The 14,077-nt window shown below is 43.5% G+C and carries 11 protein-coding genes and 1 tRNA gene; 7 read left to right on the top strand and 5 right to left on the bottom strand.

What is annotated here, in order from left to right; translation table 11 throughout:
* The first annotated feature begins 173 nt into the window (after positions 1 to 173).
* The 7 genes from ACTRWF_RS11185 to ACTRWF_RS11155 are packed head-to-tail and all read left to right on the top strand — an operon-like array spanning position 174 to position 9,112.
* Positions 174 to 1,067 carry a WYL domain-containing protein gene (locus ACTRWF_RS11185; RefSeq protein WP_150141131.1) on the top strand — a complete coding sequence of 298 codons (894 nt, stop codon included), beginning with the start codon at positions 174 to 176 and terminating at the stop codon, positions 1,065 to 1,067.
* A complete protein-coding gene (locus tag ACTRWF_RS11180; RefSeq protein WP_150141129.1) occupies positions 1,064 to 1,630 on the top strand; it encodes a DUF6933 domain-containing protein in 567 nt (188 codons plus the stop codon). Before ACTRWF_RS11185 ends, ACTRWF_RS11180 begins: the two co-directional genes overlap by 4 nt.
* A 15-nt stretch (positions 1,631 to 1,645) precedes the next feature.
* Positions 1,646 to 4,336: a DNA methyltransferase gene (locus ACTRWF_RS11175; protein ID WP_462835558.1), complete on the top strand. Its 2,691-nt coding sequence runs from the start codon at positions 1,646 to 1,648 to the stop codon at positions 4,334 to 4,336.
* On the top strand, positions 4,333 to 6,342 hold the full coding sequence (locus ACTRWF_RS11170) for a DEAD/DEAH box helicase (RefSeq protein WP_462835557.1): 2,010 nt from the start codon (positions 4,333 to 4,335) through the stop codon (positions 6,340 to 6,342). The genes ACTRWF_RS11175 and ACTRWF_RS11170 overlap by 4 nt, the downstream gene beginning before the upstream one ends.
* 10 nt (positions 6,343 to 6,352) lie before the next feature.
* Positions 6,353 to 7,528 carry a GIY-YIG nuclease family protein gene (locus ACTRWF_RS11165; RefSeq protein ID WP_273071394.1) on the top strand — a complete coding sequence of 392 codons (1,176 nt, stop codon included), beginning with the start codon at positions 6,353 to 6,355 and terminating at the stop codon, positions 7,526 to 7,528.
* A 31-nt stretch (positions 7,529 to 7,559) separates the two neighbouring features.
* Entirely contained in the window at positions 7,560 to 8,507 is a 948-nt protein-coding gene (locus ACTRWF_RS11160; protein WP_069944849.1) for a DUF4747 family protein, read from the top strand.
* A 5-nt stretch (positions 8,508 to 8,512) separates the two neighbouring features.
* A complete protein-coding gene (locus tag ACTRWF_RS11155; RefSeq protein ID WP_273071388.1) occupies positions 8,513 to 9,112 on the top strand; it encodes a hypothetical protein in 600 nt (199 codons plus the stop codon).
* A 75-nt stretch (positions 9,113 to 9,187) separates the two neighbouring features.
* On the opposite strand, the gene ACTRWF_RS11150 is transcribed toward ACTRWF_RS11155, so the two are convergent.
* The 5 genes from ACTRWF_RS11150 to ACTRWF_RS11130 form a co-directional block, all read right to left on the bottom strand.
* Positions 9,188 to 9,274, bottom strand: a tRNA-Leu gene (locus ACTRWF_RS11150).
* A gap of 330 nt (positions 9,275 to 9,604) precedes the next feature.
* A complete protein-coding gene (locus ACTRWF_RS11145; protein WP_462835556.1) occupies positions 9,605 to 10,738 on the bottom strand; it encodes a HupE/UreJ family protein in 1,134 nt (377 codons plus the stop codon).
* Positions 10,731 to 11,795: a tetratricopeptide repeat protein gene (locus tag ACTRWF_RS11140; protein WP_462835555.1), complete on the bottom strand. Its 1,065-nt coding sequence runs from the start codon at positions 11,793 to 11,795 to the stop codon at positions 10,731 to 10,733. Before ACTRWF_RS11140 ends, ACTRWF_RS11145 begins: the two co-directional genes overlap by 8 nt.
* Positions 11,796 to 11,892: 97 nt before the next feature.
* Complete coding sequence (locus tag ACTRWF_RS11135) at positions 11,893 to 12,459, bottom strand: Ig-like domain-containing protein (RefSeq protein ID WP_020744195.1); 567 nt, start codon at positions 12,457 to 12,459, stop codon at positions 11,893 to 11,895.
* Positions 12,460 to 12,470: 11 nt separating this feature from the next.
* Positions 12,471 to 14,063, bottom strand: coding sequence for a DUF4331 domain-containing protein (locus ACTRWF_RS11130; RefSeq protein ID WP_020744194.1), 1,593 nt, complete (start codon positions 14,061 to 14,063; stop codon positions 12,471 to 12,473).
* Positions 14,064 to 14,077 lie beyond the last annotated feature (14 nt).

The following is a 14,077-nucleotide window of genomic DNA, read 5'->3' as shown; positions in this document are numbered from 1 at the left end:
CATAAGTCGCCCTACGATATTTACTCTCCTTCTTGGCCTCAACAGAAGTAGAACTTGAAGAAAGGAAGAGGGAGTTTAAGCGCCGATTCATGAGCAGTTAAATATGTATCTGCTTTACAACCGTCTCAAAATAAACCACACTGGACTAAAGTATAGAAAAGTACACAGGGACGATGCTCGACTCTATCAGCTTTGCTCAAAAACAACGCCTTGCCTACATCGACTTTTGCCTGTTATTCAAAGGTGCGATTTATCGTCAGGACTTAATTAATCGTTTTCAGGTCGGCTTATCGGCAGGCTCACGCGATTTCGGCATTTACAAAGAGCTTGCGCCGGATAACCTGTCTTACGATTCGCGAGAAAAGCGATACTTCCAGACACCCCAGTTCAAGCCTGTTTTTGAACACGACGCAAGACGCACCTTAAATAAACTCGCCAACGATATCTCCGACGGGTTTGATGCAATAGGCGATATTCATTTCCCAGTAGAAGCACCGTCTAGTCTGAATGTACCGGACATCTTTATAGTTGCGCGCCTTGTTCAGGCCATTCTTAATAACAAAGCGGTTAGCGTTATCTACACGTCACTTTCTAGCGGTTCGAATGCCAGAGAGCTTGTACCGCACTCCATAGTCGACAATGGCCTACGCTGGCACGTTCGTGCGTTTGATCGTAAGAGTCAAAGCTTCCGAGACTTCGTGTTAACTCGCATTAGTAAAGTAACAATTAAAGACACGCCTAATGACGATGAAAGCGCCCAAGCAGATACAGAATGGCAGCGCCTTATTCCGCTTCAGCTTGTGCCGCACCCCAAGAATGTTGAACATCCTACCGCAATAGAAATGGACTACGGCATGGACAACAAGCAATTGCTTATCGAGGTGCGAGCGGCAATGGCTGGTTACCTATTAAGACGTTGGAATGTGGACTGTACCGAGCTGGGTACGTTGAAAGGTCCAGAATATCAACTTTGGCTTCAAAACCGTTTTACGCTAAACAACGTGCAAAACTTGGCGATTGCACCGGGGTATGAAGCGAAAGAAAGAGTAAGCGGAGGCAGTAAGTGATCCTCCATTGCACCAAGAAGCTTTACGCCAAGCTGCCAGAGAAGATGAAAGCCACAGAGCAACCTGCGACTGCTATAGGCATTCAGGCGAAGTGGCTCAACTGGCATGCGAACCTCATCACTATTCAGCGCAGGCAATGTGTTATCGCGGTGCATGACGCCACACGTTTTACGCTGTTCATTCCATGCTTAACCAAGAAAGACTTCGCAAACCTTGATTGGTATTTTAACGATGTGTTTATTAACACCTTGTTGAAAAGTGATATGCCGCCTGAGTTGGTGAATGCCGCTGCGACGAACTACCAACCACTTACGTTCGATACAATCTGTAATCGTTCGGTACAAGGTACGATGAATCAGGTAGCTCAGGAAATTGATTATGGGTTGTATTACAAGAACACGTCGGTAGCGGAAATCTGCCCGTACAGATACAGCGCAGATTTAAGCCACAGGCCGTGCGGCGTAAAAGGTAAGAAAGATTATATTTGGCCAGATAGAGAAATGGCCCAGCTTCTAAAAACATTAGATACAAAAAATAACAATGCTGCAGAGCAACTGCACTAAACAAGGAAGAGATGTATGTCAGCAGTTAAAAAACTAAACATCGTCGATATAGAAAACGGGCTTGAAGAGCTAGCGAATAGAAACTTATCACCAGCAGAGTATGGGAAAGAACTCATTGCATTGTTTAGTTCTTCAGCAACGCTTAAACGATTGGGTACAAGTAAGGCGAATACATCTGAATTTGAAAATGGGCTGTTGTGGCGCGAGAAAATTCATTATGTCCCATGCGCTCTAGGACAACTTAACGCAACTATTGACGCGGTTAAAAAGTCCGATAAAACACTCAAAGCCAAAGTAAGACTGGTGGTAGCTAACGATGGCTCTCACATTCTTGTTTACGATAGAAAGTATGACGAGCTGACAGACTGCACTATCGATAAGATTAAAGATGAACCTCAACTGTTCTTGCCATTGGCCGGGCAAGAAGGCTTTCGTCGAGAAGTAGAAAGTGAAGTCGACATCAAAGCTACTGGTAAACTGGCTAAAGTCTACGATGCGCTTATTGAGAGGAATCCTGAGTGGCTGGAAGGTGATAAACGCCATGCACTTAACCACTTCATGACGCAGATAATCTTCTGTTTGTTTGCAGAAGATACCGGTATTTTCCCGAAAGATATTTTTACAAAAGCACTGAAAAACCGCGCGGGTAGTGACGGAGAGCATGCAACCCAAGTTATTACCGAAATCTTTGGCGTTTTAGATTTAGATGAACCTCATCGTAAAGATATCGCCCCTTGGCTAGCTGAGTTTCCGTATGTAAACGGTGGGCTTTTTAGTGGGGAAGCTCTTGTTCCAGTATTTACCTCGAAAGCATATCGATACCTTTTGGAAACTGCGGCGCTGGATTGGAAACATATCAATCCCGATATTCTTGGATCAAGCATCCAAGCAATTGTTGACCCGACGATGCGCGGCAATTTGGGTATGCACTACACTTCAGTGCCCAATATTCTTAAAACATTAGAGCCGCTATTTCTCAACGAACTTCGAGATGAATTGCTCAAGGCAAGACATTCCAAAAAGCAGATTAATGCTTTCTTAGAGCGTTTATCAAAGATTGTCGTTTTTGATCCCGCCTGCGGGAGTGGCAACTTTCTTGTAATAGCCTACCGCGAACTGAGGAAGTTAGAACTGCAGGCTCTCGATGCGCTTAGAGACTTGGAAGGCGGAGCGTCATTAGCGTTCGGATTTAGCTCGGTGATTTCGCTGTCAAACTTCTATGGAATTGAGTACGCAGATTTCGCGGCTGAAACAGCGAAATTGGCTTTGTGGATTGCAGAATATCAACAGAATGCAAGATTCAGAGCTGCGTTTGGAACTGAAATTCCAGCATTACCTTTGAGAGACTCTGGAAAAATCCTTTGTGCGAACTCTTTGGCGGTTGAATGGTCTGAATTTTGCTCCCCAACTGACGATAAACAAGTCTTTCTAGCGAGTAATCCTCCTTATCTAGGCTCTACTTGGATGGATGCTGAACAAAAAGGGGACATCGCAAGACTTTTCAAGCCATATTCAAATAATTACAAAACTCTAGACTATGTTTGTGGTTGGTTGATAAAAGGCAGCGAGTACTGCGCACAGCACGGGGCATTCTTGGCATTTGTTTCAACAAACTCGGTTGTTCAAGGAAGTCATGTTCCTATCCTATGGCCGATTCTTGACACGATCGGTATCTCCATTGTTTTTGCTCATAAATCATTTAAATGGAAAAACAATGCTGCCAACAACGCGGGTGTAACATGCGTAATTCTTGGACTGGGAAAAGATAGCTCGAAGACCAAATTTTTATTCGACGAATTCGAAGGAAAAGCTTGTGAAAACATTAATGGTTATCTATTAGATGCACCTAACATAGTAATAAAAAAGTCTGGCAAACCAATAAGCAAAGTTCCAGAAATGGAGTATGGTAATAAGCCAGTTGATGGAGGTAACTTAATTCTTAGTGAGGCGGAAAAAAATCAGCTCGTAGAAAAGTATCCGAAATCAAAAGAAATAATTAAGAAGTTTATCGGCTCGAACGAGTTGATAAAAGGAACTAAACGTTATTGTCTTTGGATTGATGAAGCCCAATTGGATTTCGCTACATCCATTCCTGAGGTACGATGCCGGATTGAGGCGTGCAAAGAAATGCGTCTTAACAGTCGAGACTCTGGAGCAAGGAAACTAGCTCAGGTACCTTATCAATTCAGAGAGTTCAGAGAAGCAAAGAAGGACTTGTTTGTGGTACCAAGCGTATCCTCTGAAAATAGAGAATACCTGCCTGTTGATTTACGTCAAAACGATACCGTCATATCCAACCTTGCTTTTGGTATTTATGATTCTGACGAGTGGGTTTTAGCGATAATCTGTTCGACCTTACATTCTTTATGGGTTAGAACTGTGTGCGGGCAACTGGAAACTCGAATTAGGTATTCAAATACCTTGGGCTGGAATACTTTCCCGTTCCCATCCTTAAACGAAGAGCAGTTGTCACAGTTGAATGAGTCAGCAAGAAAAATCTTAATTGTTCGTGAAAAGCATTTCCCAAAATCTATCGCAGATCTTTACGATAAAGAGAGTATGCCAGCTGATTTAAAATCTGCACACAATGCGAATGATCTCCTTCTTGAGAAATTTTATAGGGAAGAACCTTTTGATACTGATGAAGAAAGGCTAGAACACCTTTTTAATAGATATGTTCAAATGACGCAAGGGAGAACAAAATGACCGGGAATGTCACGGCTGTAAGAATTGACCTTGAAGCAAACCGTAAACCGATTGAATCAGACCCAATGGGTATGCGCCCGATGCAGCGCAGAGTATTCGACAAGCGCGAAGCGCAATACCTACTTATAAAGTCACCTCCTGCTTCTGGTAAGTCGCGCGCACTAATGTTTCTTGGGTTGGACAAGCTGGAAAACCAAGGCTGCAACAAGGTGATAGTTGCCGTTCCCGAAGTTTCAATAGGCTCAAGCTTTGCTGATACAGATTTAGTCAGTCAAGGTTTTTTTGCGAACTGGACAGTAAAACCTGAATGGGATTTATGTAGCCCAGGTGCAGACCATGGAGCTGGGGCCAGAAGCAAAGTTAAGAAGTTATTGGTTTTTCTTGAGAGCGATGATGTCGCTCTCGTATGCACTCATGCAACGTTACGATTTGCATTCCAAGAAGCCGGTGAAGAAGTATTCGACGACTGTGTCCTTGCTATCGACGAATTTCATCACTCCAGTTCCAGTGAAGAAAGCAAGTTGGGAGAGTTGCTTCGTTGTGTATTACAGCGAGATAAAGCTCATGTGATCGCTATGACTGGGAGCTATTTCCGAGGCGATGACATGGCTATCATGTCTGTTGAAGACGAAGCGCGGTTTACCCATGTGTCTTATACATACTGGGAACAGATGGCCGCCTACAAGCACCTTAAAACGCTTAAGATCAACTACAGTTTTTACAGTGCGCTGGATGGAAGTTACTTACAGGCATTGCCAAAAGTGTTCGACCTGTCGAAGAAAACAATCATTCATATTCCGCACCGCATGAGTCCCGAGACGGCTGGCAGCAAACATGACGAAGTCGATGCGATCATTGATATCATCGGAGATATGCAAGACGTTGAGGAAGAAACAAACTTCTATCCAGTTGTAACAAAGGATGGTCATACATTAATTGTTGCCAACCTTGTAGAGGATGACCCAGAGTTCAGAAGTAAACTGCAAGAGTCTTTACGTGATAAAACACAACAAGAGCGAGTTGACGTAATCATTGCACTGGGTATGGCAAAAGAGGGATTCGACTGGCCTCCCGCTGAACATGCAATTACCGTGGGTTACAGAGGTTCATTAACCGAGATAATCCAAATCATAGGCCGAGTCACCCGTGACCATGAAGGCAAACCAACGGCAACATTTACAAACTTAATAGCAGAGCCCCGAGCTGACGACGAGTTGGTAGTGAACGCAGTCAACCAAATGCTCAAAGCAATTTCTGTGTCTCTGGCAATGGAGCAGGCACTTGCACCTAAGTTCAAGTTCGTTCCAAAGTCGAATGATGATTCTGTTGGTAAAGGTGAACAAGACCCGACTACAGGCGAAATTGTCATTGGTGTGAAAGATCTAAAAGAACCTAAGTCAGAAAGCGCCAAGCAGATTATTGAGCAAGAAATGGACGAGCTGGTCGCAGCCGTATGCCAAAACTCTGATGTCATTAAGGCCATGGCTAATGAAGATATGCCGGGAGAACTCGTTCAGGATGTTTATGTTCGTCGGGTAATCGAAGAAAAATATCCGAATGAATCTGAAGAAGACGTTGAAGCGATAAGGCAACGGGTAGCTGCAACGATGGCGATGGCGTCCGTTGGAAACAATGAGAATGCTTCCGATGATGAAGATGAGCAACAGGCTGGGAGTAGCAGTTTCGTTGGACTTGTTCGCAAGTTTATAAACATTAATGACCTATCAGTTGATCTAATTGACAGTGTTAATCCATTCGGTCACGCCTATGAAGTGCTTAGTAAGGGACTAACTTCTGAACTGCTTCAGAAAGTTCATGGTGTTGCCTCAACGCAAAAAATAAAGATGACCGAAGAAGAGGCCCTAGCTTTGTGGCCGAGAATTCAAGAGTTCGCACGTGACAATGGTCGCCCACCTAGCTTTGAGAGTGATATCGCGTTAGAACGTAGATTAGGTGAAGCATTGGAGTGGCTCAAGAATAAGAAACGGGAACAGATGAGAGCTTAAGGATATAAGTATGGCTAAACGGACATTAGATGACGTATTTAACGATGATCCATTGGGGTTACTTGAAGTTTCAGTGACCAAGTCGAAAAGGCTCAGTCATTACGCGATTTACTATGAAACATTTGAAGAGCTCAAGAGCTTTATTGAGAACAATGGTAGTGAACCGGACATTGAAGCTAGTAACATTCATGAAGCAAAGCTCGCCGCAAGATTGTCCAAGCTTCGTTCAACACCAGAAGCTCTTGAGGCTCTGGCACCTTTTGATACGGAAGGTTTATTAGGCAATGAGCCATTAGGTGAAAAAAAAACTGAATTAACAATCGATGATGTCCTGTCGAGTGACTTACTTGCCGATGATGACGATATTTTCAATTTAAAGCATGTGACCGTTGGAACCAAAAGCCAGACTGCAAGTGCTGACATGGCAACTCGCAAAAAATGCATGGACTTTGACTCGTTTAAGCCCTTGTTTGTGAGAATTCAAAAGGAACTTGATGAAGGTACATTGGAGACGACGGGCATCAATGGTATCGCTGAGATACAAAAAGGCCAAGCATTTATCTTATCTGGCCTAATTGCTTATGTGGCTGAAATGGGCGAAAAACACGAGCGTCGTAAAGGGCATCATAACGCACGTATGCGAGTAGTTTATTCAAACGGCATGGAGAGTAACTTGCTCCTACGTTCATTCGGTGCTGCGCTTTACAAAGATAAATCAGCCAGAGCAATTGTACCAAAAGATTCAGGGCCGCTATTTGTTGAAGAGGACTCTCCACTTTACAAAACAGGTATCGTTTACGTGCTGCGCTCAAAATCTGAAGAACCTTCAATAGCCAAACATCGTGATTACCTCCATAAAATTGGAGTGACGACCTCAGATGTTAAGAAAAGAGTTTCAAACGCGGCTAAGGACGCGACTTACCTCCTTGCGGACGTCGAAGTCGTTGCCGAGTTTACGCTCTACAATATGAACCTTCAGGCCACTGAAAAGTTACTTCACACATTCTTTCGAGAGGCTCAAGCTGACATCCAGATACCTGATCGTTTCGGTAACATGGTAAAGCCTAAAGAGTGGTTCTTTTTGCCTTTAGACATTATCAAAGAAGCAATTAAGTTGTTGAGGGAAAACGCTATAAACAATTGCAGATATGACCCGCAAATAATTGGAATTGTCGATCGTAAATAATAAGAACAGGAACTAAAGAAAAGGGATATCAATGGCAACATTCAAGTATTACAACTTACAAGTTTTACCTTTAGACGGTAAAGAAGAAAACCTCATTGGCTCTGATGGATACAAAAAAATATTTTCATCTTACAGTGAAGTCGTGAATAAAGCGTTCAGGGAAAGAAAACTGCCTACTATTTCACATGATCTGATGAACGACATGCAGTTTTCATTTAAGAAAATCGAGATAAAAGACCAATACGCTCAAGGCAAACTAATAAAGTTTGACCATATTGATAGGCTTGTTGAGGTATACACTAATGACGAACTTTACGAAAATAAAAGTGAACAGAGTATCGCGAGTAGCAAACGAGTTGAGTTTGACTTCGTTTTTGACTTTAAAAAACACATACTCGCAGTAGAGGCAAAACAAGGCCTCCCATCAACAAAAGTATTAATCGAATCAATTCTTTCGCTTCTTGCTTCAACAGTAACAGATGAGTATGCATCTCACTACATCAAAATCATCGAGCTCACAGATGCATCTAGTCTTGAAAAGGTACTTGATGAAGCTGACTACTATAAAAAAGTATCAGTTGAGGTCACTTTCTCGAACTCTGACAAACTTGAGAGAGGTCTTTTGTCTCTAATAGATGAAAACTCTAGAGAGAACAACATTCACACAATTAAAGCGGAGCAGAAGCCTCCAAAGGATAGGAGTAGTAAGGCTATCTCTATGGTACTAATGCCCCTTATTATACTTTCAACAAAGTTAGGGAACTCCGACATAACGTATATGAAAGATAATAAGGAGATCACGTATCATATGCGGGAGTATCCGGTCAAAAAACGGGTTGGGCGTGATAGTAAAATGACTGATGATGATTACTACAGCCAAATTTTCACTTCAATAACTAATGCAGAATTTACAGCGAGGACAGCAGAGGAAACCAATAAGAAATTACTTGATGAATATAAAATAGAAGAAAATGAGTAATTAACATGTCTGGCTTCTTCAAAGGACTTTGTAAGCTTCCATTTTTAGGACGATTGATACAGTCGTTAAATGCATATGTAGCAGATGGAGAACCTTATGCGCTAGTGCGTTTTGCGCGCGTAAAAAATTACCTTAAGTTACTGAAAGAGTTATGCGCAGCTTTTGTTATAACTCTCGTTGTGTATTTTTTCTTTCCAGGTCTTCTCGATAAGTTAGGGCCTGGTGCATTTATCCGTGATTCATACGCCGATTTACTTGGGTTTGCGATAGGTGTTTATGCGCTATTTTTTGTGATACCTGAACGGCTCATAACCCTTATAGAAAAAAACAAGAAAGCTATCGGGTTTGGTCCTGAGATAATAGCAGCAGAAATGTTTTACCCTTTAGTAGTTCTTACCTCTAGTTGGGCTGCATGCTTTTTCTTAGCGCCTTTTGAAGAAATTAAGTTTGTGCTTGGCGTAGAATTATTTCTGGTCACTTATGGCTTTCTTTTAGTCTTAGAACTATTGGGAGGCATTTATGTGTCTTCTATAGCATTGGTAACTTTGTATAAGCGGAAGCCTAATCAAAGAAGACCATTTAAAAATAGAATTAAAAAGGAATAGGTTTGTTTGAAGGTTAAGCAAGCTACAAAAAAACCGACTCAAAGGTCGGCTTATCATGTGCAAAGATTAGATGGATGGTACCAGAGGCCGGACTTGAACCGGCACACCCTCGCGGGCGGCGGATTTTGAATCCGCTGCGTCTACCAATTCCGCCACTCTGGCTTTGGTATCCATGCCTTGCAAAGCATAATTACTTCTAATTTTCTTTGCAAATCTTTGCAAGCAATTTTTAGCTTGTTAAAGTCAAAAGGTGCTATACCTTTCAATGACTTGCCACATCATAATTGTTAGACGCGATTAGTTTTGAATCCGTCATGTCTACCAATTTCATCACTCTGGCGTAGATAGATATGCTATCAATGCTTGGCATTATAGCGATGCGGCGCGCCTATACAACTACTTTTTATGGTTTTTATCGTTAAGTGCCGAAAGATTGTTCAATACCGCATATTGTCTTGGCTATTTGCTGAATGTTCGGTGTGAAATTCACTTTTACCATCTTTGCAATGTCCAATTAAGTGCAACAACGGCAATGATAGATGATGCAATTGGCATTATCGCTTTGGCGTAAACCTTCACATTTCGAAGTGCTAACAGTAGTGGTAGAAGTATAGCAACAATGGCAAGTTGACCAATTTCAACCCCTAAGTTAAAGGCCAGCACGTTTATCACTAAACTCCCCGACTGGGCATTTAAATCACCAAATACGCTGGCAAAGCCCATACCATGTAGCAGGCCAAAGCCAAAGGTTATAAAGCCTACCCGCATGATCATTGGGTATACATTGTTTAGTGCGGTAATTGCGACGGAAATAGCTATCCCTAGTTCAACAATACGGCTATCAAGGGTTATAACGTCAAGAGCCGTAGCGGTTAAGGTGATTGAATGCGCCAGCGTAAATGTGCTTACTAAAATTACGGTATTCTTAAAAATGAGCTTTTTGCTCTGTTCTTTCACCCAGCGCTTATTTTTTCTGTAAAGGTTTACGGTCAGCAGTGTAGCGACTAAAAAGAGAATGTGATCGAGCCCTATGAAAATATGCCAGATACCTTGATATACCATTTCACCAAACTGAGAGGCCCAGGCGCTGTCTTGGGCTGAAACAGTAATGGCTGCGCGCTCACTGTCAAGCACATATACGAAGGATTGATCGTTTATGGTTATGGAGGTGAGCAACTTGTGGGTCGGGAAGTCTGTAACAATACCCGTGTACTGTACTCTCACCTCTTCTAAATACGCGCAACTCACTTCTAATGGATATACCAGAAGCGACTCGGCAGATATATCTCGCATGCTTGGCGATGCAACGTTTATGGCGCAGTAAGTGCCACTATTGCTTACCTTGACGTTATTCTGAATATAGCGACTTGCCAGATTATGGTTTCTGTTGACCTCGCCCCATGTCAAACTCCCGTCATTATTAACGTCTAAGCCTGCAACACGGCCGATGTCTTCAGGCTTTAACAAAAGCTCCCCTGAAAGTGTATCTTCAGACACGCTTTTAAGCGTTAAGTAACCGTTACTTAACTCATGAGAAACCGTTTGAAAGCTAAGAGCGGTAAGAATGAAAAATGCGATAAGTCTAATCATGGTTCGGTCACTGAAATAGTTAGTTGGATTAGGCATCCACTGCCTTTTGGGCGCGTTCAAGCAATTGTTTGTCGTTGTTTGTTTGTGCGTATTCCCAGTTAAGCTTGGCAAATTTTAAGGCGAGTGCGTAGTTAGGTTGCACCTCTAAGAAGTAGGTGGCGACCTGTGCAGCATGGGAACTATCTTCGCGCCATACGCGTATTTCCATATTTTTCGCTAAGCGAGATTGCACGTTTGAAGACGTAATGCCTTGAGCACGTTCTGCCTTAGCCCACTTTAAAAGTAAACCATCATCCACCGTTGATATATCAGAAACTGCTGCCGCTAAAGTGTTCGTAATGGTGTCAAACTCGCCTAGCTTAAAATGAGCTTCAGCCCAAACCAGTAATGCGCTGATTGGGAGGGCGTTAAACGCCGTTTGATTTAGGTAGCGAATGGCCTCTTCGGCGTTACCGAGTTGAAGTGACATGTCTGCCAGTACTTCATAAAACCACTGTTTTTCATTAGGTATAGCTGCGCTTGTGTATGTCTCGAAAGCGTTGAGTTTTTCGAGCAACTTCGCGTCTTTATTTTCCGAGAAATCGGCATTTACCATGCAGGTAAAGGCAATTAAAAAACTGGTTTGACCCACTAGCTGTTCGCAATAGTGCTTTGCTTGTTCGGTATTGCCCTGTTGAATATTAATGTCTGCCAGCAGCAACTGCGCGGCAGGAGAGCGATAATGTGTTATTTGAGATAAGTGTTGTTTGGCTTGCTCAAACTTGTGTACACCTTGAAGAAGCCGGGCTTCTAGAATAATAAGGCGCTCTTTTTGGCCTGCGTTCAATGTGTCGAAATTGTTGCGTAGCCTATTTGTAAAACGCGTCACGCGTTCTCTTTCATCTCCACCCGCCGTTAAGTATCGGCTTGAGGTAAGTATTTTTTCAGCTTCATTTAAGTGCGCAATCGATTCATGTCGCGGCTGCCAAGTGGCAATAACGGTGTCGTAGCTCATGGCTTCATCTTGCGAGCTAGCGTAACTTCCTGCAGACGGTAAAACGAGCCCTAAGCCAGCAATAAGAAAGCGTAAAGTAAACGTGTTAATAAACTTCATTAATGTTTCCCTTAAAAAAGCCGTCCCTGGCTTCACGGTTGACACGGGTTCTTCGCTATTGGTAACCCGCTAGCGAATGCCACGCATTCGGTACTTGTTATTGATCAATCAACAAGTCATCGAATGTAGAATCGTCAGCATCTTGGGTGAACTCTCTGCCGTTTATCGGTAAAGGTTCATCTGTCGGCGCTTGGTTAAAGGCGTCTCGGGTATAGCTTGAGAACGACACTTGCTGTGCTTCTATAGTTACAGAAACTGTAGCTGTAACCTCAGGGTTTACACCATCAGAAACGGTAAAGGTAAAGCTGTCGCTACCTGTTACCTGAGCATTAGGCGTGTACGTAAAGCTACCGTCAGCATTCACTTCGGCGTTGCCTAAGCTGCCATTTTCTCCTAAGCCAAACGTTAGCGGGTCGCCGTCTTCATCCGTCGCCGTTAAGGTTCCGTCAAAAGCAATATCAGCCTGAGTCGTCAACATTTCATCAACGGCTACTGGTGCTACATTCTCTTCAGGTGCTTGATAGTCGTCATCATCGTCGCTATCAAAGCAGCCCGATAGTGCAAGAACCAACGATGAAACTATCCACAATCGATGTGTGTGTCTTTGGTTAACTGAATGGCGTTGATCAGCACTATTTTTCAAAAAACTCGTTGTAATGGGCATAATGGTACTCCCTATTCAGAACCCGCAAGCGGTGTTTTAAGGTACGGGAATGAATTGTCAATCATACTTGCATCCACAGGTGCGCCATCAGTGAAAGGTACGTTACCTACACTTGCATCTTCGGGGGCACAAAGCCCTAGGTCTGTATCTTCACCTGCAACCGGAATGGGGTAGCATAAGCGGCCCATCACTACGCGAAGTGCGATATCTACCACGTCATCACCTGGACGACGACCGTTAGGGAAGCCAGCTAAGTCATCACCTGCTACACCAAATGTAGACTGTGATTCAGCGGGCGTTGCTGGAATACCTGTATTCAGACGAAGCATTTCAGACGCGGTTACGGTAGCTTGTTGGTTCACACCCGGGAAGCCCGTTAAAAACGCAGTAACCAAGTCCATACGCGGGAAGTTAGTGGGTGCAAGGGTTTCGATATCAGTACCTAACGTAGTATTCACCGCATCTTTAAACAGAATATTTAGCAATTCAGGTAGTGAAGGGTGAGTGACATAATCAGCAAACTGACCGTCAGCACTTGGGTGAGATGTAGAGAACTTGTCTTTATCGCCAATGCCAATAACGAGTTCGTTAACCAGTGGGTTACCTAAACGAGACACTTGCGTCATGGCACCGCCATTCGTTTCAGGCTTCTCAAAGGTGGCATCTGGGTTAAGTATGCGCGCTTGTGGTAAGCTTGCTGTTGTCCAGCTGCCGATAACGCCATTGCCTTCACCAGTTACACACGCTGAGGGCACTTCAATAGAAAGCGCGGTCACGTTTTTGTCACCCAAATCATCGTTCATCGGGCTTTGTGTAATACCGCCCGGGAACCCTTCGCCATCACCAGCACCAGGCGAGCTGTCACCTTCAACAGGTACATAGTTCACAAGGTCGAATGTTTTACCCAAGTTAACTACGAAGGGGTCTTTACGTTGTCCAACAAACACCTTAGCCATGTCGTCACAACCTGGAATGTTGAATGAATAAATAAAGCTCTCGGCATAGCGGGCGTATTCAGCTTCGCTCGTGAAGGTTTTGTTACCGATATAATCTAGCGGCTTTTTAAACATATCGCCCATAGCTGGCGTTAACGTGGTGCGTGTGCCTGTTTGCATATCGCCACTAACCATCGTCAGGCTATACATTTCAGAGAAATTTGCAGCGCTTGAATCATCAGCGCTAATACTCCCTACGTTTTTAAGCGGTACTTTCACCATTTTTTGCTCGCCTTCTGGGCCAACCGGTAGCGCAATACCTTCATTGTCAGCAGCAAGCGTATTGTTAAAGTTAAAAACAAAGCTGATATCTTCAACCGCATCACCGTCGCTATCTATATGGATGGCGTAATGTGCGTTAGGGTCCATAGCAAAATAGTTAGGGCCGCCGTAGGCATCTTGTAGTGGAATATAATTTGCGATGAAGGTTACGTAACCTTCACGGCCTTCTTCGTAGCTATTAAAAGCATAGAAGTCAGTGCTGTCCAGTGCTGGGTGGCGCGTGATATTAGGCGCTTCTCTGTGACTAGAAGCCATAGCACCAGCGGTAATGGCAGCACAAGTCACAGCGACGGCTACAGACAAAGTTTTGCGTTTGAATTGAATCATGTTGGGTCTCTCTG

The sequence above is a fragment of the Alteromonas sp. G5_S2_22_S1 genome (assembly GCF_054968525.1).
The sequence above is the reverse complement of the archived record's forward strand: the minus strand, read 5'-3'. Positions and strand labels throughout refer to the sequence as shown.